14 protein-coding genes and 1 pseudogene are annotated in these 20,058 nt (G+C 69.8%); 9 read left to right on the top strand and 6 right to left on the bottom strand.

Translation table 11 applies throughout. The features are described 5' to 3' along the window. Positions 1–10: 10 nt before the first annotated feature. On the bottom strand, positions 11–772 hold the full coding sequence (locus Q1A09_RS03115; protein WP_299951950.1) for an SDR family oxidoreductase: 762 nt from the start codon (positions 770–772) through the stop codon (positions 11–13). Continuing rightward, positions 772–3,630: an aconitate hydratase gene (locus Q1A09_RS03110; protein ID WP_299951948.1), complete on the bottom strand. Its 2,859-nt coding sequence runs from the start codon at positions 3,628–3,630 to the stop codon at positions 772–774. The genes Q1A09_RS03115 and Q1A09_RS03110 overlap by 1 nt, the downstream gene beginning before the upstream one ends. 253 nt (positions 3,631–3,883) lie before the next feature. Between Q1A09_RS03110 and Q1A09_RS03105 the strand changes: the two genes are divergently transcribed. The 6 genes and pseudogenes from Q1A09_RS03105 to Q1A09_RS03080 all read left to right on the top strand — a co-directional run bounded on the left by Q1A09_RS03105 (position 3,884) and on the right by Q1A09_RS03080 (position 11,489). After that, positions 3,884–4,894 carry a phosphatase PAP2 family protein gene (locus Q1A09_RS03105; RefSeq protein WP_299951946.1) on the top strand — a complete coding sequence of 337 codons (1,011 nt, stop codon included), beginning with the start codon at positions 3,884–3,886 and terminating at the stop codon, positions 4,892–4,894. Between the two features lie 63 nt (positions 4,895–4,957). Next, complete coding sequence (locus tag Q1A09_RS03100; RefSeq protein WP_299951944.1) at positions 4,958–6,496, top strand: AMP-binding protein; 1,539 nt, start codon at positions 4,958–4,960, stop codon at positions 6,494–6,496. Positions 6,497–6,789: 293 nt separating this feature from the next. After that, on the top strand, positions 6,790–8,139 hold the full coding sequence (locus tag Q1A09_RS03095) for a C40 family peptidase (protein WP_299951942.1): 1,350 nt from the start codon (positions 6,790–6,792) through the stop codon (positions 8,137–8,139). A 313-nt stretch (positions 8,140–8,452) separates the two neighbouring features. After that, positions 8,453–9,379: pseudogene (locus tag Q1A09_RS03090) on the top strand (MoxR family ATPase); the annotation flags it as partial. A 197-nt stretch (positions 9,380–9,576) separates the two neighbouring features. Then, positions 9,577–10,536 (top strand): DUF58 domain-containing protein, encoded by a 960-nt coding sequence (locus Q1A09_RS03085; RefSeq protein ID WP_299951938.1) that lies wholly within the window; start codon positions 9,577–9,579, stop codon positions 10,534–10,536. Then, on the top strand, positions 10,533–11,489 hold the full coding sequence (locus tag Q1A09_RS03080; protein ID WP_299951936.1) for a VWA domain-containing protein: 957 nt from the start codon (positions 10,533–10,535) through the stop codon (positions 11,487–11,489). Before Q1A09_RS03085 ends, Q1A09_RS03080 begins: the two co-directional genes overlap by 4 nt. Before the next feature lie 33 nt (positions 11,490–11,522). Here Q1A09_RS03080 and Q1A09_RS03075 read toward each other — a convergent pair whose 3' ends face one another. After that, positions 11,523–12,494 (bottom strand): NADPH:quinone oxidoreductase family protein, encoded by a 972-nt coding sequence (locus Q1A09_RS03075; RefSeq protein ID WP_299951934.1) that lies wholly within the window; start codon positions 12,492–12,494, stop codon positions 11,523–11,525. Between the two features lie 146 nt (positions 12,495–12,640). Here Q1A09_RS03075 and Q1A09_RS03070 point away from each other — a divergent pair, with 146 nt between their 5' ends. Continuing rightward, entirely contained in the window at positions 12,641–13,843 is a 1,203-nt protein-coding gene (locus Q1A09_RS03070; protein WP_299951932.1) for a hypothetical protein, read from the top strand. 361 nt (positions 13,844–14,204) lie between these two features. Here Q1A09_RS03070 and Q1A09_RS03065 read toward each other — a convergent pair whose 3' ends face one another. Both Q1A09_RS03065 and Q1A09_RS03060 read right to left on the bottom strand, forming a co-directional pair. Further along, positions 14,205–14,483, bottom strand: coding sequence for a hypothetical protein (locus Q1A09_RS03065; protein WP_299951931.1), 279 nt, complete (start codon positions 14,481–14,483; stop codon positions 14,205–14,207). Between the two features lie 230 nt (positions 14,484–14,713). Next, positions 14,714–14,869 carry a Zn-dependent oxidoreductase gene (locus Q1A09_RS03060; protein WP_299951929.1) on the bottom strand — a complete coding sequence of 52 codons (156 nt, stop codon included), beginning with the start codon at positions 14,867–14,869 and terminating at the stop codon, positions 14,714–14,716. A 254-nt stretch (positions 14,870–15,123) separates the two neighbouring features. Between Q1A09_RS03060 and Q1A09_RS03055 the strand changes: the two genes are divergently transcribed. Both Q1A09_RS03055 and Q1A09_RS03050 read left to right on the top strand, forming a co-directional pair. Then, complete coding sequence (locus Q1A09_RS03055) at positions 15,124–16,053, top strand: toll/interleukin-1 receptor domain-containing protein (RefSeq protein ID WP_299951927.1); 930 nt, start codon at positions 15,124–15,126, stop codon at positions 16,051–16,053. Then, positions 16,050–17,690: an LA2681 family HEPN domain-containing protein gene (locus tag Q1A09_RS03050; protein ID WP_299951925.1), complete on the top strand. Its 1,641-nt coding sequence runs from the start codon at positions 16,050–16,052 to the stop codon at positions 17,688–17,690. The genes Q1A09_RS03055 and Q1A09_RS03050 overlap by 4 nt, the downstream gene beginning before the upstream one ends. A gap of 497 nt (positions 17,691–18,187) precedes the next feature. On the opposite strand, the gene Q1A09_RS03045 is transcribed toward Q1A09_RS03050, so the two are convergent. After that, positions 18,188–19,006 (bottom strand): hypothetical protein, encoded by an 819-nt coding sequence (locus Q1A09_RS03045; protein WP_299951923.1) that lies wholly within the window; start codon positions 19,004–19,006, stop codon positions 18,188–18,190. Between the last annotated feature and the right edge of the window lie 1,052 nt (positions 19,007–20,058).

Raw genomic sequence — 20,058 nt, 5'->3', positions numbered from 1 at the left:
CGGGGGCGCATCACAGGGCGCGGGTGATGCCGCCGTCGACGGCCAGCATGGTGCCGGTGACGTAGGAGGCGGCGGGGGAGAGGGCGAAGGCGGCGACCCGGCCGAACTCCTCCGGGCGGCCGACGCGGCGCAGCGGGATGGCGGCCTCGGTGCTGGCGCGCATCGCGGCGGCGTCGCCGGAGGCGGCCTCGATCTCGGCGATCCGGTCGGTGGCGATGGTGCCGGGCAGCAGCCCGAACACCCGGATGCCGCGGGGCCCGAGTTCGTCGGCCAGTGCCTTGGTGGTCATCGCCAACCCGGGGCGGAGACCGTTGGAGATGGCCAGGTGCCCGATCGGCTGGCGCACCGAGGTCGACAGCACCAACCCGATCGCGGCGTCGGCGGACAGGTGCGGCACCAGCGCCCGGATCAGCCGCAGCGGCCCGAGCAGCACGCTCTCCACCCCGGCCCGCCAGGCGTCCTCGGGCACCTCGAGCACGCTGCCCGGCGCCGGCCCGCCGACCGAGATCAGCGCGCCGTCGATGCGGCCGAGCCGGTCGACGGCCGCGCCGACCAGCTCACCGGCGGCTGAGGGATCGGCCAGGTCGGCGGCCAGGCCGGACGCCGCCGGTGCCCCGCCGAGCGAGGCGACGGCGGCGTCCACGGACTCCGGCGACCGGGAGCTGAGCAGCACCCGGGCCCCGTCCGCGACGAGGGCCTGGGCGGTCGCGAACCCCAGCCCCCGGCTCGCGCCGGTGAGCAGGAGCCCGCGACCACCCAGGCCCAGGTCCATCAGGCGGAGGCGGAACCGCGCAGCGAGCGGAGCACGTACTGCATGATCCCGCCGTTGCGGTAGTAGTTCGCCTCACCGGGGGTGTCGATCCGGACGCGGGCGTCGAACTCGACGTCCCCGGCCTTGACCTTCACGGTGCGCGGGATCGAGCCGTCGTTCAGCCCGGTGATCCCGGTGATGGTGAACTCCTCGTCGCCGGTCAGGCCGAGGGACTCCCGGTTCTGGCCCTCGGGGAACTGGAGCGGCAGGACGCCCATGCCGATCAGGTTCGACCGGTGGATGCGCTCGTAGCTCTCGGCGATGACCGCCTTGACGCCCAGCAGCGCCGTCCCCTTGGCCGCCCAGTCACGGGAGGAACCGGAGCCGTACTCCTTGCCGGCCAGCACGACCAGCGGGACGCCGGCGTCGATGTAGGCGCGCGAGGCGTCGTAGATCGACGTGGTCTCACCGGTCAGGTGGTTCTTGGTGACGCCACCCTCGGTGCCGGGCACCAGCTGGTTGCGCAGCCGGATGTTGGCGAAGGTGCCGCGGATCATCACCTCGTGGTTGCCGCGGCGGGACCCGTAGGAGTTGAAGTCACGGCGCTCGATGCCGTGCTCCTGCAGGTACCGGCCCGCCGGGGAGTCGGCCTTGATCGAGCCGGCCGGCGAGATGTGGTCGGTGGTCACCGAGTCGCCCAGGACGGCGAGGGTGCGGGCACCGGCGATGTCCTGCACCGGGGCCGGCTCGGCCGGCATGCCGTCGAAGTACGGGGGCTTCCGGACGTAGGTGCTCTCCGCGTCCCAGGAGAAGGTGTCCCCGGTCGGCGTGGGCAGGTTCTGCCACTGCGCGGTGCCGGCGAACACGTCCTGGTAGCTGTCACCGAACTGCTCGGCCGACACCGCCTCGTCGATGACCCGCTGCACCTCGTGCGGGGAGGGCCAGATGTCGCGCAGGTAGACGTCCTGCCCGTCGGTGCCCTTGCCCAGCGGCTCGGTGGTCAGGTCCAGGTCCATCGTGCCGGCGAGCGCGTAGGCGATCACCAGCGGCGGGGAGGCCAGGTAGTTCATCTTGACGTCGGGGTTGATCCGGCCCTCGAAGTTGCGGTTGCCCGAGAGCACCGAGACGACGGCGAGGTCGGCCTCGTTGACCGCCTTGCTGACCGGCTCCGGCAGCGGGCCGGAGTTGCCGATGCAGGTGGTGCAGCCGTAACCGACCAGGTAGAAGCCGAGCTTCTCCAGGTAGGGGGTGAGCTGCGACTTCTCGTAGTAGTCGGTGACGACCTTGGACCCGGGGGCCAGCGTCGTCTTTACCCACGGCTTGGTGGTCAGGCCGAGCTCGACGGCCTTCTTCGCCAGCAGCGCGGCGCCGATCATGACCGAGGGGTTCGAGGTGTTGGTGCAGGAGGTGATCGCGGCGATCACCACGTGCCCGTGGTCGACGGAGGTCTCGGTGCCGTCCTCCATCACCACCCGGGTCGGCTTGGACGCCCGCCCGCTGTTCGCGCCGGTGACGGCGGCGTGCGGCTTGCCGGCCTCGCCGTTGCCGTGCGCGAACGGGCTGACCGGGTCCGAGGCCGGGAAGGACTCGGCGGAGGCCTCGTCGGCGGCGGACTCGACGCCGTAGGGCTGCTCGTTGGACGGGACGCCGGGCTTGCGGTCCTCGCCGCCGACCTCGTCGTCGGCCACGTAGGCCGGCAGCGCCTCGCGCCAGGCCTCCTTGGCGTCGGTCATCGCGACCCGGTCCTGCGGGCGCTTCGGGCCGGCGATGCTCGGCACGACCGTCGCCAGGTCCAGCTCGAGGTACTCGGAGAAGGCCGGCTCGCGGTCGTCGTCGTGCCACAGGCCCTGGGTCTTGGCGTAGGCCTCGACCAGGGCGATCTGCTCGGGGGAACGGCCGGTGAGCTCGAGGTAGGTGATCGTCTCACCGTCGATCGGGAAGATCGCCGCGGTCGAGCCGAACTCCGGGCTCATGTTGCCGATGGTGGCGCGGTTGGCCAGCGGGACGGCGGAGACGCCGGCGCCGTAGAACTCGACGAACTTCCCGACCACGCCGTGCTTGCGGAGCATCTCGGTGATGGTGAGCACCAGGTCGGTGGCGGTGGCGCCGTCGGGCAGCTGACCGGTGAGCTTGAAGCCGACCACGCGGGGGATGAGCATCGAGACGGGCTGGCCGAGCATCGCGGCCTCGGCCTCGATGCCGCCGACGCCCCAGCCCAGCACGCCCAGGCCGTTGACCATGGTGGTGTGCGAGTCGGTGCCGACGCAGGTGTCGGGGTAGGCGACCACCCGGTCGCCCTCGGGACGCGGGAAGACCACGCGGGCCAGGTGCTCGATGTTGACCTGGTGCACGATGCCGGTGCCCGGGGGGACGACCTTGAAGTCGTCGAAGGCGCCCTGGCCCCAGCGGAGGAACTGGTAGCGCTCGCCGTTGCGCTCGTACTCGATCTCGACGTTGCGCCCGAAGGACTCCGGGGTGCCGAAGACGTCGGCGATCACGGAGTGGTCGATGACCAGCTCGGCCGGGGCGAGCGGGTTGATCTTCTGCGGGTCGCCGCCGAGGTCGGCCATCGCCTCGCGCATGGTGGCGAGGTCGACGATGCACGGGACGCCGGTGAAGTCCTGCATGACCACGCGGGCCGGGGTGAACTGGATCTCCTGGTCGGGCTCCGCGTTCGGGTCCCAGTTGGCCAGCGCACGGATGTGGTCGGCGGTGATGTTCGCGCCGTCCTCGGTGCGGAGGAGGTTCTCCAGCAGGACCTTCAGGCTGAAGGGCAGCTTGTCTGCGCCTTCGACCGCGTCGAGCCGGAAGATGTCGTACTCGGTCCCGTCGACGTCGAGCGTCTGCCGGGCTCCGAAGCTGTCCTTGCTGGCTGCCACTGCTTGCGCCTCACCCTCGCTGGTCCTGCGCGCGTCCTGCGCCTCGATGTGCCACCCCCGATCATCTCAGCTCCGGTCGGGTCCTGCGGAGCAAGGCCACCCTTTCCTCACCCTCAGTGAGCAGCCTCACCGGCGTCGGCGGGATCCGGGCATCGCGCCCACCTGGCCACCACAGCCCCAGGCGGCCCGGGCCGCGGTGAGCCGCGCTCGGGAAGCCCCCGGTCAGCCCGGGGTTCGCCTAGCCTGCCGCGCCATGACGAGCACGGCGACGATGCCCTCCTCGTCGGTCCAGGACACCCTGCCGGCCGACGCCCCCGACACGCTCCGCAGCGCCCGGTACCGGTGGTTGCGGTGGTCGCTGAGCGCGGTGCTGCTGGCCGGGTTCGTCGCCACCTGCGCGGTGCGCGGGCTGCCGACCGACCGCCTCGTCCTGCTGGGCTGGGTGCTCGCGGTGCTGGCCGTGCACGCCCTGGGGCGCGGCGGGGCCGCTCTGCTGCGGCTGCTGGCCGACTGGCTCCCGCTGGCCGCGCTGCTGCTGCTCTACGACCTCAGCCGCGGCCTGGCCGACGGGCTGGGGGCGACGGTGCACGTGACCGAACCGGCGGACGCCGACCGCTGGCTGGCCGGCGGGGTGCTGCCCACCGTCTGGCTGCAGGAGCACTGGGGCGCCGAGTGGTGGGCGGTCGTGGCCAGCCTGGTCTACAGCAGCCACTTCGTGGTGACCCCGGCCGTGCTCGCCGTCCTGTGGCTGCGCGACCGGGACCGGTGGGTCGGCTACGCCCGGCTGGTGCTCGCGCTGTCCGCCGCCGGGCTGGTCACCTACGTGCTGTACCCGGCGGCCCCGCCGTGGCTGGCCGCCCGGGACGGCGTGATCGAGCAGGTCGACCGGATCAGCAGCTCGGGCTGGGCGGTGCTCGGGCTGCACAAGGCCGGGGCGCTGCTGGACTCCGGGCAGGCGCAGGTCAACCAGGTCGCCGCGGTGCCCTCGCTGCACACCGCCTTCGCGGTGCTGACCGCGCTGGTGCTGCTGCCGCTGGCGGCCCGGCTCTGGCAGCGGCTGGCGCTGGTCGGCTACGCGGTGACCATGCCGGTGGTGCTGGTCTGGTCCGGGGAGCACTACGTCGTCGACACGTTGCTGGGTGCGGTCTACGCCGGGGTGGTCTGGGCGGTGGTGCCGCGGCTGGTCGCCGTCCTGGCCCAGGCGTTCCGCCGGCCCGCCGAGCAGCCCGGTGGAGTGCGGTCCGCCGTGGCGGCGAGCGACTGACCGACGGGCGGTCGCCCGGGTTAGCGTGACGGCCACCACATCAGGCGGACCCGGGAGCCCGGCATGCGCGTGCCCTTGACCACCCGTGACTTCCTCGACCGGGCGGAGCTGGTCTACGGCGACCGGGTCGGCATGGTCGACGAGCCGAGCCAGCCCGCGCCGTCGCTGGGGGAGGTGAGCTACCGCGAGCTGGCCCGCCGGGCCCGGGCGGTGCAGGCCGGCTTGGACGCCCTGGGGATCGGCGAGGGCGAGCGGGTCGCGGTGGTCAGCCACAACTCCGCCCGGCTGCTGGAGCTGCTCTACGCCGTCCCGTCGTCGGGGCGGGTGCTGGTGCCGGTGAACTTCCGGCTGCAGCCGGGCGAGGTCGATTACATCGTCGAGCACTCCGGTGCCCGGGTGCTGCTGGTCGACCCGGAGCTCGAGCCGGCGCTGGCCGGGGTGACCGCCGAGCACCGGTTCACCCTCGGCGAGGAGTACGAGACCGGGCTGCTGCGCCCCGGCGCCGAGCCGCGGCCGTGGGCCGAACCGGACGAGGACGCCACCGCCACGATCAACTACACCAGCGGGACGACGGCGCGGCCCAAGGGCGTGCAGCTCACCCACCGCAACGTGTGGCTGAACGCGGTCACCTTCGGGATGCACATGCAGGTCAGCGACCGGGACGTCTACCTGCACACGCTGCCGATGTTCCACTGCAACGGCTGGGGGCTGCTCTACACGGCGGCCGGGGTCGGGGCCACGCAGGTCGCGCTGCGCAAGGTCGACGGTGCGGAGATCCTCCGCCGGGTCGACCGGCACGGGGTGACGCTGATGGCCGGCGCACCGGCGGTGTGGAACGCGGTGCTCGAGGCCGCCGCCGACTGGGACGGCCCGGTGCCCGGCCGCGACCGGGTGCGGATCGTCGTCGCCGGGGCGCCGCCGCCCTCGCGCACCATCGCCCGGGTGGAGGAGGAGCTGGGCTGGGAGTTCAACCAGATCTACGGCCTCACCGAGACCTCGCCGCTGCTGACGGTCAACCGGCCGCGCGCCGAGTACGATGGGCTGGACCCGCAGGCGCGGGCGAAGGCGCTGTCCCGGGCCGGGGTGCCGGCGCTGGGCACCCGCATCTCGACCAGTGAGTCCGGGGAGGTGCTGGCGCAGGGCAACACCGTGCTGGCCGGCTACTGGGACAACCCGCAGGCCTCGGCCGACGCGCTGGACGGCGGGTGGTTCCACACCGGGGACGGCGGCACCGTCGACGAGGAGGGCTTCCTGACCATCTCCGACCGGAAGAAGGACGTGATCATCACCGGCGGGGAGAACGTCTCCTCGATCGAGGTGGAGGACGCCGTCTTCAGCCACCCCGCCGTCGCCGAGGTCGCGGTGATCGGCGTCCCGGACGAGAAGTGGGGCGAGCTGGTCACCGCCCTGGTCGTGCTGGCCGAGGGCGCCTCGGCCACCGAGGCGGAGATCATCGCCCACTGCCGGACGACGCTGGCGGGCTACAAGGCGCCCAAGCGGGTCGAGTTCCGCGAGGGCATCCCGCGCACCGCCACCGGAAAGATCCAGAAGTTCAAGCTGCGGGAGTCCTCCTGGGCGGACTCCGAGCGCCGGGTCAACTGAGGCCCCCGCTCTCCTGACGCAGGTCCGGGGCTGCTCACCGTCGGTGTCCCCGGGCCTCACCCGGTGGGGGGAGGTGACTGCGCGTGCGCTCAGCCGTTCACCCGATCCGGTCGACGTCCCTCGTGAGAGCACACCCCGACGGGTGTGCCGGGACTGGTCGAGACCGGCGCCGCTGAACACCCTGGCGCCGGGCAACGGAGGAGCAGGCAGTGCGCGCACAGGTCGGTACGAGGCAGCACGGCACGGGACGACCGGATCGCCGACGTCGGGCGGTCCGCCGCTGGACGGTCCGGGTGGTCGGCGTCGCCACGGCAGCCACGATCGGTCTGGGCGTCGCGCCGGGCGCCGCCTCGGCCGCGCCGGTCAACCCCAGCGACGGCCAGCTCACCGCCGCCCAGCAGGCCCAGCAGGCCGCCGCCGCGCAGGTCGGGCAGGTCAACGCCGCCCTGGCCCAGGCGCGGGTCGCCGCCGAGCAGGCCGCGGCGAACGCGAACACCGCGCTGCAGGACTACGAGGACAAGCAGAACGCGCACGACCAGGCCCGGGTGGCCGCCGACGCCGCGGCCGCCGCCGCGGCGCAGGCCGAGGTGGAGCTGCAGGCCGGGCGGGACGAGGTCGTCGCCTTCGCCCGGGACAGCTACATGCAGGGCAGCACGTCGGCCGGGGCACGGGCGTTCATGACCGCCGGCGGCCCGGCGCAGCTGCTGGAGCGGGCGGCGCTGCTGGAGACGGTGGGGGAGCACCGGGTCGACGTGGTCGCCCAGCTCACCGTGCTCGAGGAGCAGGCCACCGCCGCCGACCGGACGGCGAAGCAGGCCGTGGCGCAGGCGGAGACCCTGCGGTCCGAGGCCGAGGTCCTGCTGGTCTCCGCTCAGCAGCAGGAGAGCGCGGCGCGGAGCCAGGCGGAGACGCTGGCCGTGCAGCAGGAGCAGTACACCGCCGGGCTCGCCTCGGCCGAGCAGACCCTCACGGCGCTGCAGGGGCAGCGGGCCGCGGCGGAGACCCTCGCCGCGCAGCAGGCGGCGACGCAGCGTGCGGCCACCACCGAGCGGGCGACGTCCCGCCCGGGGAGCTCGTCGTCGGGTTCGGGGTCGTCGTCCGGCTCGGGGTCGGGCGGTGGGGCGCCCGCACCGGCGCCGGCCCCGGCACCGGCCCCGGCGCCCGCGCCGGTCGTCGCCCCGGCGCCGCCGGTGACCACCGTCGGCGCCCCGTCGCGGTCGGCGGTGGAGACCGCGATCGCCGCGGCGATGAGCCAGCAGGGCGTGCCCTACTCGTGGGGCGGCGGCGGCAGCAACGGGCCCGGGTACGGCATCTCCCCGGACACCAGCGTGTGGGGCTTCGACTGCTCGGGGCTGACCCAGTACGCCTACGCCCAGGCCGGCATCTCGATCGGTGGCACCAGCCGCGACCAGTACTGGCTCAACCGCGGCAAGACCGTGGCGAAGGGCGACCTGCAGCGGGGCGACCTGCTCTTCTGGGACAACGGCAGCCGCAACCCGGACTACCTGGACATCGTGCACGTGGCGATCTACCTGGGCAACGGCCAGATGATCGAGGCGCCGACCAGCGGCTCCTACGTCAAGGTCTCCACCGCCCGGACGTCGAGCTCGACGTACTTCGGCGCCGTCCGGCCGGCGGGCTGAGCGCGCCCGCAACGGGCCGGATCCGGCCGGTGGCTGCGGGGAGTTGGGCGTCGGGCAGCCACGGGGGGAGCTGCCCGACGCGTCGCACAGGCTAGCAGTCAGCCACCCCGCCCGGCAGGTGCCGGCGGACCCCTGTGGAGGATGTCCCGGCGGGTCGCGCCACCCGGCGTGGCGACCACAGCACGGCGGCGTCGCGCCGCCCTCCGGCAGCGGTGGCCGGCACAGCCAGGTGTAGGACACTGGCGCCGTGACCGCTGCCGGCAGCTCGCCCGTATCCGCACAGCCCACCCCACCGTCGGTCGACGCAGCGCGGCTGGAGCGCGCGCTGTTCGAGGTCAAGCGCGTGATCGTCGGTCAGGACCGGCTGGTCGAGCGGATGATGGTGGGCCTGCTCGCTCGCGGCCACGTGCTGCTGGAGGGCGTGCCCGGCGTGGCCAAGACCCTCGCCGTCGAGACGCTGGCCACCGTGGTCGGCGGCCGCTTCTCCCGGCTGCAGTTCACCCCCGACCTGGTGCCCGCCGACATCCTCGGCACCCGCATCTACAAGGCGGGGCAGGACGCCTTCGACACCGAGCTCGGCCCGGTGTTCGCCAACTTCGTGCTCGCCGACGAGATCAACCGCGCCCCGGCCAAGGTGCAGTCGGCGCTGCTGGAGGTCATGGCCGAGCGGCAGGTGTCCATCGGCGGGGTGTCGCACAAGCTGCCCGACCCGTTTCTGGTGCTGGCCACCCAGAACCCGATCGAGAACGAGGGCGTCTACCCGCTGCCCGAGGCCCAGCGCGACCGCTTCCTGCTCAAGGTGCTCGTCGACTACCCGACGCCGGAGGAGGAGCGCGAGATCATCTACCGGATGGGCTCGACCCCGCCACGGGCGGAGACGGTCCTGGGCCCGGACGACGTCCGCGGTCTGCAGCGCACCGCCTCGGAGGTGTTCGTGCACCACGCGCTGGTCGACTACGTCGTCCGGCTGGTGGTGGCCACCCGCGCGCCCCGCGAGCACGGCATGGACGACGTCGCCAGCTGGGTCTCCTACGGCGCCAGCCCGCGCGCCTCGCTGGGGCTGATCGCCGCCAGCCGGGCGCTGGCGCTGATCCGGGGCCGCGACTACGTGCTGCCCCAGGACGTGCTGGACGTGACCGCCGACGTGCTGCGGCACCGGCTGGTGCTCTCCTACGACGCGCTCGCCGACGGGGTGCCGGCCGACCACATCGTCCGCCGGGTGCTGGAGAGCGTGCCGCTGCCGCAGGTCACGCCGCGGCAGCGGGCCGGGGGCTACGGCCCGGGCAACCCCGGCGGCCCGATGGTGCCCGGCTTCGGCGGCCCCGGCTACGGCCCGCCGCAGGGGATGCCGCAGCAGAACGGGATGCCGCACAACGGTGCGCCGCAGCAGCCGAACGGGGCGCCGCCGCAGAACGGCGCACCCGGGCCGCACGCGGGATGACCGAGGGCGCTTCGGCGGTGGACGCGGGGACGAACGGGGCGCCGCCGCACTTCGGTCCCGGGAGCAACGGGCCGGTGCTGCTGCGCCGTCTGGAGCTCACCGTTCGGCGCCGGCTGGACGGGCTGCTGCAGGGCGACCACCTGGGCCTGGTGCCCGGCTCGGGCAGCGAGGCCGGCGACTCGCGCAGCTACCACCCCGGCGACGACGTCCGGCGGATGGACTGGCCGGTGACCGCGCGCACCCAGGTGCCGCACGTCCGGGAGACGATCGCCGACCGGGAGCTGGAGACCTGGGTGGTGCTGGACCTGTCGGCCAGCCTGGACTTCGGCACCGCGAACTGCGAGAAGCGTGACCTGGCGATCGCCGGGCTGGCCGCGGTCAGCCACCTCACCGTGCGCGGCGGCAACCGGTTGGGCGCGATCGTGACCACCGGCGAACGGGTCGACCGCTACCCGGCGGCGCCGGGCCGGCTGGCCGCCGACCGGCTGCTGCGCCAGGTCGTGGCGACCCCGCGCGCCGGCAGCGGACGCCGCGGTGACCTGGCCGCGGCGCTGGACTCGCTGCGCCGTCCGCCGCGCCGCCGCGGCCTGGTCGTGGTCGTCTCGGACTTCCTCGGCGACGCCGACTGGGAACGCCCGCTGCGCGGGCTCTCGCCCCGGCACGAGCTGCTGGCCATCGAGGTGGTCGACCCGCGGGAGCTGGAGCTGGCCGACGTCGGCCTGCTCACCGTGGTCGACCCGGAGAGCGGCCAGACCCTGGAGGTGCCCACCGGCAACGCGGAGGTGCGCCGCCGGTTCGCCGAGGGCGCCGCGGCCCAGCGCCGGGAGGTCGCCGCGGCGCTGCGCCGGGCCGGTGCCGGGCACCTGAGACTGCAGACCGACCGCGACTGGCTGACCGACGTCGTCGGCTACGTCGCGCACCGCCGGCGCGCCGGCAACGGAGGGGCTTCCCGATGACGTTCCAGTCGCCCTGGTGGCTGTTCGCGCTGCTGGCGGTGGTCGCCCTGGTCGCGCTGTACGTGGTGCTGCAGCTGCGCCGGGCCCGGTACGCCGCCCGGTTCACCAACGTCGCGCTGCTCGGCACGCTGGTGCCCAAGCGGGCCGGGTGGCGGCGGCACGTCGCGTTCGGCCTGGTCACGCTGGGCCTGGGCGTGCTGGTGGTCTCGCTGGCCCAGCCGAGCACCGAGGTGCGGGTGCCGCGGGAGCGGGCGACGGTGATCATGGCCGTCGACGTCTCGCTGTCGATGCGCGCCACCGACGTGGAGCCCGACCGGTTCGAGGCGATGCAGCAGGCCGCCCAGGAGTTCGTCGAGGTGCTGCCCGAGCGGATCAACCTCGGGCTGGTCTCCTTCGCCGGGACGGCGACCACGCTGGTCACCCCGACCACCGAACGCGAGGAGGTGGCCACCGCGATCCGGAACCTCGAGCTCGCGGAGGCGACCGCCATCGGCGACGCGGTGTTCACCTCGCTGACCGCGATCACCAACTTCCAGGCCAGCCTGGAGGCACAGGGCGAGGAGCTGCCGCCGGCCCGGATCGTGCTGCTCTCCGACGGCTACAGCACGGTGGGCCGGGACGAGACCCAGGCGATCGACGCGGCCAACGCCGCCCAGGTGCCGGTGTCGACGATCGCCTTCGGCACCGACTACGGGACGCTGGACCTCAACGGCGAGCGGGTGCCGGTGCCGGTCGACCGGGCGACGCTGGAGCAGATCGCCGACGAGACCGGCGGCAGCTACAGCGAGGCGGCCACCGTCGCCGAGCTGGAGGAGGTCTACGAGGACCTGGGCAGCCAGATCGGCTACACCAGCGAGCCGCAGGACATCAGCCCGTGGTTCGTCCGCGGCGGCCTGCTGTTCGCCTTCCTCGGCATCGTCGCCTCACTGCTCTGGACCAACCGGCTGCTCTGACGCCCCTCCCGCGGCGGGGGAGGGGCGCCGGCCTCAGCGGGTCGGGTCGAGGGTGAGCTTGCCGGTGGTGCGGCGGGCGCGGAGGTCCTGGTGCGCCTCGCGGACGGCGGTCAGCGGGTACCGGCCACCGTCGACCGGGCGCAGGTCACCCGCGGCGGTCAGCGCGAGCAGGTCGGTCATCGCCTCGTCCATCATCTGCGGGCGGGTCATGCAGTGCGCCAGCCAGAAGCCGATGACCGCCCGGCTGGCGCCCATCAGCGCGGGGACGGCGACCGAGGCAGGCGCCTCGCGGCCGGCCATGCCGTAGGCGGCCAGCCGGCCGAACGGGGCCAGCGCCGACAGCGAGCCGGCGAAGACGTTGCCGCCGGTCATCTCCAGCACGATGTCCACCTTCTTGCCGCCGTTGGCCTCGCGGAGGGCGGCGGTGAAGGCCTTCGCATCGTCCTCGGCCAGCGCCGGGTCGACCGTGGCGTCCGCGCCGAGGGACTCGGCCAGCTGGCGCTTCTCCGGGCTGGAGGCGGTGGCGATGACCCGGCCGGCGCCCCAGTGCTTGGCCAGCTGGATCGCCAGCGTGCCCACCCCGCCGGCGCCGGCGATGACGACGACGGACTCGCCGGGGGAGAGGTGGGTGGAGGTGCGCAGCAGATGCCAGGCGGTGGCGCCCTGCAGGACGACGGCCAGCGCCTGCTCGTCGGTGACGCCGTCGGGCACCGGCCAGGTCAGCCGCGGGTGGGCGGCGACCTTCTCCGCATACCCGCCGCCGGGCAGCAGGCCGACCACCCGCTGGCCGCCACCGGCCGGGGTGCCGACGAACTCCGCGCCCGGGATCAGCGGCAGCTCCTGCTTGGCCAGGTAGCTGTCCTCGGTCTGGTGGGTGTCCGCAAAATTGACGCCCGAGCTGGAGATGTCGAACAGCTGCTCGCCGTCCCCGGGGACCGGGTCGGGCAGGTCAACGACGTCCATGACCTCGGGGCCGCCGAAGCGGGTGATCTGAACAGCACGCATGCCGGCAAGGCTAGGAGTCGGCGACGGCCCGTCGCCGCCGGGTTCGACGCCTGCGAATCACAGGTCCCGCGTGAGACGCAAGGGGCCATCGTGGCGCATGGGCCACGCTACGAAATTCTGTCGGTACCCAGTGCGACCCTGAAGGGGTGACCTCACCTGTCCCGCTGACGCAGTCTCGGTTGGTGTTGGAGTTCCGACAGGTGAGCCCGCGGATCCGCCAGGACCTGCGCATCCCGGACCCGCTGCTGACGATCTGGGATGCCTTCGTGACGACCTCCGTGGTCATGACGGACGACAACGACCAGCGGCCGTGGATGGAGCGGTTGGTTGAGACCCTCGAAAGCATCCTCGGCAACCCGGAGTCGGTCGATGACATCGACCCGGAGTTCGTCGAGGCGCTGAACTACTTCGTGGAGAACCAAGACGAGCTGCTCGCGTACTGGACCAAGCACCTGAAGCAGACGACGGCGCAAGACTTTCTGCGACGTCTCTTCGGAGCGGCTCTCTTCATGCGGCTCAAGCGAGCCCTGCAGGCGGACCTGCAGGTCCTCGCCGTTGCGATGCGCCGCCTCAACCATGCCCTCCTGCCGTACGCCGTCGCGATCGAGGACGCGGCCAAGGTGTTGACGTCGGACCAGTTGTCCGCCCTCGCCGCCGAGAACTTCGGTGCTGGCCAGGCGCTCAGCATGTTGGTGTCGCTCGACGACTGGTTGCAAAAGGCGTTCCAGTTCGATCTCCCCGAAGAGCTGCTGACCGTTCCGGAGGACGAGGGGCCACTCACTCTTAAGGTCATCGAGGAGTCCCTCGATGTCATCCGTCAGATTGTCGCGGGCAAGTCACGTCGAGTTTTGGCTGAACTGGGCGACGTTTGCGTCCGCAAAATGTCCGGTGCTCAGACCGTACTCGAAGTGTCGGAGGACGGCGCGTCGCAGGCTGCCAACTCGCTGATCGAGTTGATCGACCGCCTGATGCGGATGGCCTTCACGAAAGACGAGGTGCTCGCGTGGGTTAGGGCCAACTTCGCGGACATGCCGGACCTGACCTACGTCAAGGACGGAGTGGAGCTGCCGACCAAGCGCGGTGAGGCGATGTGTTTCGTCCACGCCGGGCGTCCCGTGGAGCAGCGGACTCCCTTCACGCTGCTGACCGGCACAGCCATCTCCGCGATCCGTAAGCAGTTGCAGCAGATCAAGCACGCCGACACCGGCACGCCCGAGGAACTGCTGGCCACGCGGACACTCATGAGCGCGCTGGAGGGCTGCTTCACGTTGGCCTTCAGTCTGGGATGGGCGGGCGTGGAAGCCGCGGAAGTCATCAAGCTAAAGACGCAGATCGAGCGAGCTTTCTAGGAGTTTCTCCCCCCGCTGCTCTGAAAGAGCGCGATCTGCGCGATGTACTGGACGACCGCAAGTCGCAGTATGGCGGACGCGGAACGCAGAAGTGGTGGGATGCGACGATCAATGAAGTCGTGAACTTCATGGCAAACCTACCTACTCAGCACCTGACCTGTCCGATCTCCATTCGGCTATTCAAGCCGACATCAACACTGAGGTCGACGAGCCCGACAGTGCAACCAACCAGTTTCGCGCCCTGCTTGACGCGGATTCGTGCGGCGCTCCTCATGTTGGCGTCCTGGGTGGTGAATGGTCTTGGGCTGCCGAGTGCAGCGGCCCTGGACCACGAGGTCCAGGGCCGCTGCTGTTCGTTGGCTCAGGTGGCCAGCGGGATACCCACTACCCCGGCACCGGTCGCCCAGATCGTTTCGAGCGCGTACTGCATTACTGACCTGTGCTCACCGCTTGTACTGCTGTTCTCCACATCGTTCATTGTGAATTCCTTCCTCTTCAGCCGACGCCTGACCCGCTTCACGATCCCGAAGGACCGCTCACTGAACATGCGCGCGGTGACGAGAACGGCGAACAACCCGCACAACCACCCGAAGCCGAGACCCGGGGTGTCGAACCCCAGAGCCTCGCTGGCAAGCCTCAACCAACGAACGTCCTCAGTGTTCCGTGCGGCTTGTGATAGCGCAACAGCCTCTTCAACTAAATGCATCGTCCAGATGGCGACGTATGACTCTTCTTACCCAGAGCGAGCAGGAGGCCCGGGTCTGCAGAGGAGTAATCAGCGGCGCGCCGACTTGGCGCCATCCTTGAACACGGATCTGCGCCGCGCGCACGTTGGCTGCTGCTGAAGCCCGCTCTGACGCGACCCTCAGGTCAGTTGCACGACAGGCGGTGGTGAGTATCAGCAAAATTGACTCCGGCCGAGCTGATGTCGAAGAGCTGCTCGCCGTCCCCGGGGACGGGGTCGGGCAGGTCGACGACGTCCATGACCTCGGGGCCGCCGAAACGGGTGATCTGCACAGCACGCATGTGGCTAAGGCTAGGACGTCGCTTTCGAACACGGGCAGCGCAGATTACCCTGAGCCAGCGCCCCGAACCAGTCGCAGGTCCGGGGCAGTAGTGCTGCACTCGAGATCAGCTGGCCGGCGGGCGGTGCTCTCGCTGTCCGTGCACAAGGCTCGCAGGATCTGAGGACCTACAGGCATCTGGCACTTCGCAAGTGCCGCCGCGTGCTGAAATACTCGTCGACACCCTCGCGGTCGAGTCGGCGGTAGGATAGGCCTGTGATCGATAAACCATACGACCTAGCGGTCTCATTCGCTGGCGAGCAGCGTGACTACGTCTCTGCCACGGTGCAGGCCTGCAAGGCGTTGGGTATGAAAGTATTTTACGATAAAGACAAGAACAACGACTGGTGGGGCGGCAACTTTGTTCGCGAACAGCGGTCAGTTTACAGCTCGCAAACGCGCTTCTTTGTGCCTTTCATTTCGGCAGAGTACCTAGCGAAGCCGGTGCCGATGGACGAGTTCTCGGCAGCGATGATGACTGCAGTCAAGCAAGGTGATGGATACGTCCTGCCCGTGCTCATGAGCAACGTCCAGGTGCCGGCCGACCTGTTGCATCCGCACATCCACTATCTCCGTGCCGACGAATACACCCCGCGACAACTGGCCGAGGAGTTGGCCGCCAAGGTCCGCAAGACTCGTGGGGAGGGAACGCCGCCTGTCGCGCTCGGTCCGACGGTCGAAAATGTTCTTAAGCTCCGCCTTCCCCGAGTGGCCCACTCGGATTGGAGCAAGTATGAAGAGCTCGACCGAGTCTTCGACTACCTCGTAGATCAATTCACTGTCGGTGCGCCGCAGCTACGCGTAAAGGGTTTCATCTGCACGGTGAAGCGCCAGGGTGACCGGCTCATGGTAAGGGTTGAGCGCCTGGGTGAGACGGTCTACTCGCTAGATATCACCAAGGGTGGGCCGATGGGCGATGATCACATCACGTGGGGCATCAATCAAAGGAGTTACTCGACCAGCAGTTTCAACGGCTGGGCAGTGCCGCAATGGGATAGGTCGCGGGATGCTTCTGTAGTCACGGTAAATGACCTAACGGGCTACATGCAGGGGGAGGTAGACCTAGGGTCAGGATTGACCAATTCCGAGTTCTTCCTCTACTTCTGGGGCAATATGATTGACCGGATCGAGCGAGCGGCGCCGTGACGGGCTCGGACGAGACCACGGGGAATGACGAAATCGATAAGCGGCTTCAGGAGTACGAGCAACTTACTCTAATCATCGCCCGTCACGCTGACGAAGACTTGCGGGCCGCGCTGGACACGATCAGTTCGCTAATCCTTGAGTTCCGTCAAGCATCGATCGAGTCGCCGAGCTCGGCACCGATCCTTGTCAACATGACGAGTGTCCTGATCAATATAGCCAATGATTTACATGACGAGCCTGCCCTTGCCTATGCATTGGAGGTCCTTGATGAGCTCATGAGCGGGACTCCTGCCGGTAAGTGGATAACGCATGCCGCATACAACCGCGCCAACACTCGCGATGACCTCGTGCAGCTCAAGGCGATGCGCGCCTACGAGGCGGCGGACGAAGCCGAGGCAATGTCGGCGTACCTTAAAGCTCGGCTGCAGGTGAGGGCTACGTTGCGACTCGCTCGGCGGGACTTTTTGGCATCCGCGGAGGACCCTCAGTCCGGCCACCAGACTCAGGCCCGAACCAACCTCGGCAATATGCTGTCAACCTCCGGCCGCTGGCTGGAGGCATTTGAGGAGTATGCCGAGGCCGTTCATTTGGATTCCACCAACGGCAATGCGGCCGGCAACGCCGCTCTGAGCCTGTATCGCGCTATTCAAGCGGGCCTTGGGCCGACTGGGCACTTGGCTGCCGTCTACGCCGAGTACCGCGCCATCGCTCAGGCCAACCGGTCCCGAACCGTCGAGCTGGCTGGCGAGGCAGCCGCTCTCCGCTGGGACGAGTTGCCGGAAATTCCCACGCGCGGACACCTGGCGCACGCTAACTCCGACAAGCCCTACGCCCAGTGGGTGGCTCAGGAACGCCTCGCCCTGACGGCCGTCATGCACGGTCTGGGCAGTGACAACGCACGGTTCGATGACGCCTCGATCGAGTCGGTGATCAGTTACCGTGACAAGGAAGGCATGCCGGAGGTCTTCGCGGCGGCCAACGTCTTGAAGGGCGACTACCTAGCGGCGCGGCGCACGGTCTATCAGGGACTTCAGATGTTGGAGGAAGGGGACCAAGGCCGGCGACTCCACCCATCTGATACTGGCACGTACGCCGACACCCTGGACTATGCCGTCTATGGTGAATCAGTTTCACTGGTCACGCTCGGTGCCCGTGCCGCCCTTGACGTTCTGGACAAGATTGCGGTTGCGACCAATCAGTACCTGGACACAGGCGACGATGCGGGTGCCGTGACCTATCGGAAGTATTGGTTCGAGAAGGGCTCCAAGGTGGCGCCCTGGCGTGGTCTGCATGCAAAATTCCTGGGCGAGCCCGATCAGGTCATCGGGCGCCTCGTCGCCCTAGCCGAACTGGCCGACGACCTTGAGGAAGGCGGCCTGTACGAGGATGGCCAAGCCGTGCGTAACCGGAGCACGCATCGGCTGGTGCGGGCGAAACTCTTCGACGCCGAAGGCATCACCAACACGGCCCTGACCACGTTGGATGTGGATGTCCTTGGAGCGGCCAGCATTCAGTCTTTACGCGTTGCGCGAGCCGCCATCTTGTATTTCCACGCCCTTGTGGGAACCCGGGAACGCGCCAAGGCGCGCAAGGGCGAAGGCGTCGTTCTGCCCCTCGTTGTTCCGGACTTCGAATAGGCAGAGTGCATGTTCACAAGTGGGGCACGTCGGCGCCATCGCGTACGCAAGGTGTCTGTGAGCACCGAGCGCACAATCGTCCCCAAGATGTCGAGCTGCTCGATCGTTAGCGGGGGAATGGCTGCAGCAACCCGTCTGGCCGGCGCTAACACGTCCTCATGTCACCTCGCCCCGTATCCGCCGCAGCCTTCGTTATGGGTCACCGCTTGCGCTGCCTAGCCCCTAGGCCATTACACGCTCCGACACAGTTGCTCTCCGTTTGACGGACCACGTCAGCAGTCGTTAGGCCAACCCTCTCTTTGGAGCGTCGCGCGGATCCACCCGTGCAGACGTCGCAGCCTCAAGGGGCCCCACCCGACGACCGAGAGCGCCGCCGCCGGCCCGGGGTGAGTGACTGCAAGTTCGACTCGTGAGGAGCAGACCCCGAGGAGCTGCACACAGTCCCCGGGGACTCGCCTCGCCCTGCCGACCACGCCCCGGCCGGGGAAGGTCCGCCTTCACTGGCTGGAACTAGGCCGACGTCGCTGGGCCTCGTAGCTGTCAAGCCAAGCGAGCCGCTCGGCCTCCTTGGTCAGCTCCAGCGTCGACCCGGCCATGCCGCTCTCTCGTGCCATCTGCTGGTAGAAGTGCCGTGACGGGCTGTCGTTGGTGACGTAGTCCAACGCTCGACCAGCCCAGATGAGCGACCAGACGACGATCCAAGGCCAGGTGGCATCACCATGGGACCCTGGTTGCCGCAACAGTTTGACATCGAGCAGCCCTTCTCCCAGGCGAGTCACGTAGTCGTCGACCACAGTGACGCTGGGGTGCGCCAGTCCCGAGGCGAAGCGGTACAGCAGGTAGAGAGTCTCGTGACCGACGAAGTCATCGGTCATCCGCTGGAAGTGCCGCGCGTGATCGTCCAAATCGCCTCTCGGAAGCCGCTCGTCCTTAAGTCTCTCCAAGAGGTCATCGCTGCCCCAGCCGACGGCGCGTGTGGACATGCCTAGGTTCAACCTCTGGCGAGCTCCTTCATTTAGGAAGCTCGGCAGCGCCTTCGGGCCTCGGAGAACAAGCCACTGGGCGGTGACTGCGAACTCGTACTGGCTCCGGACAAGTGGCGCTATCTCGAGGCTATACGTGGGCAACAGTGGGCGAAGAACTTCCGCTTGTCGATGCACGTGCGCAGTGAGCCCCCAGATGGTCAGGAGCCTCGCTGGGGTGACGCCGGGGCGACTAGTCAGTCCCCCGGGGGTGGTGGCCTTAGCTCGCCACTGAGCTAGCAGTCTGTCGATGCGGTCAAGGGAGGCCTCAGTGCTCTCGTCGATCTCGGGCACACGTGCACTGTGTCACCGCTGACTGACATTCTCGGCGGTGCCGGCTGCGCTGCACCGCACGCCGTGCGGCGCAGCCGGAGGCCCAGGCAACGTCGGCTTTCGTGTGGCCCGCGGCGGCGGCCTCGCGGATGGTGCGACTAGTGGGTTGAGGCATCCGCATGCGCGTCTTGCGCCGGCAGAGGGCACGCAACGGCGACGCCTTGCCTGGCGCACCAGACGCAGCAGCCAGGCAGATGGCACTCGGGCGCAGTCCACCCCTCGATCGCCAGCCCTCGAGCCGAACAGGGCAGCGGCATGGTCAGCGCTGCCGCGGCCTGCTCCCAGAGGAAGGCCCGGCGGAGCGCATCGAGGTGGAGCATCCTCGGCCGCTGTCCCCGTCGGCATGCCTACCGCGGGAAGGGGAAGATCTCTGGCATGGCGACGACGTACGTGACGGCATGGGAGTACCGGACGGCGCGGGGGCTCGCGATGGACGAGCTGGGAGTCCAGGAGGGCGAAGCGCTCGGGGTCCCACTGGAGGGAGCACCCGTGCACGCCGCTCCAGCTAGCGACCTGAGTGCTGGCCTTACCTCGCTCTGCGGTCAGCCGGTCATGTCCGACACTCCCGCCGCGCCCTGGCCCCCGCAGGGTGACGACGAGCTCTGCCCTGTCTGTAGCGAGAAGGTTAAGTCGTGAGCGATCACTGGATTGGGCGTAGCGGAAGCTCCAGCGAGGACCACGCGGTGGCTGCCGGCAAGCCGATCGGCTCCAAGCAGCGAGCTTTGTGCGGCCAGACGGTGTCCGTGGTGATGGGCTCGTTCCGGCCGGGAAGCGGAGAGTGCGACGAGTGCTCCCGGGCGGCTCGTCAAGGCTGACCCGACCTACCGTCGTTCTCGTGTGTGGACCCCGCCGATCTCTGAATAGCCCGAGACGGCGTTTGACAGTCGCCCTGTCCCGACCTGGCGCCTCACGAGTACTCCCACCCGAGCGAGTCGCGCACACCACCGAGGAGAAGGCGACCGGCTGGATGTTCGGCCAGCTCCGGTTCGATGACGGCAGGTGGCTGGGGCTGA

It is taken from the genome of uncultured Modestobacter sp., from assembly GCF_947486615.1.
In the GTDB taxonomy this organism is placed as follows: domain Bacteria; phylum Actinomycetota; class Actinomycetes; order Mycobacteriales; family Geodermatophilaceae; genus Modestobacter.
Note: the sequence above shows the minus strand (reverse complement) of the source record. Positions and strands in the feature narration are given on the sequence as shown.

What these genes read in the sequence shown, in the direction of transcription:
- Q1A09_RS03115 (WP_299951950.1), bottom strand. Translation starts at nt 772, where the DNA reads ATGGACCTGGGCCTGGGTGGTCGCGGGCTCCTGCTCACCGGCGCGAGC.
- Q1A09_RS03105 (WP_299951946.1), top strand. Translation starts at nt 3,884, where the DNA reads ATGACGAGCACGGCGACGATGCCCTCCTCGTCGGTCCAGGACACCCTG.
- Q1A09_RS03100 (WP_299951944.1), top strand. Translation starts at nt 4,958, where the DNA reads ATGCGCGTGCCCTTGACCACCCGTGACTTCCTCGACCGGGCGGAGCTG.
- Q1A09_RS03085 (WP_299951938.1), top strand. Translation starts at nt 9,577, where the DNA reads ATGACCGAGGGCGCTTCGGCGGTGGACGCGGGGACGAACGGGGCGCCG.
- Q1A09_RS03080 (WP_299951936.1), top strand. Translation starts at nt 10,533, where the DNA reads ATGACGTTCCAGTCGCCCTGGTGGCTGTTCGCGCTGCTGGCGGTGGTC.
- Q1A09_RS03075 (WP_299951934.1), bottom strand. Translation starts at nt 12,494, where the DNA reads ATGCGTGCTGTTCAGATCACCCGCTTCGGCGGCCCCGAGGTCATGGAC.
- Q1A09_RS03060 (WP_299951929.1), bottom strand. Translation starts at nt 14,869, where the DNA reads ATGCGTGCTGTGCAGATCACCCGTTTCGGCGGCCCCGAGGTCATGGAC.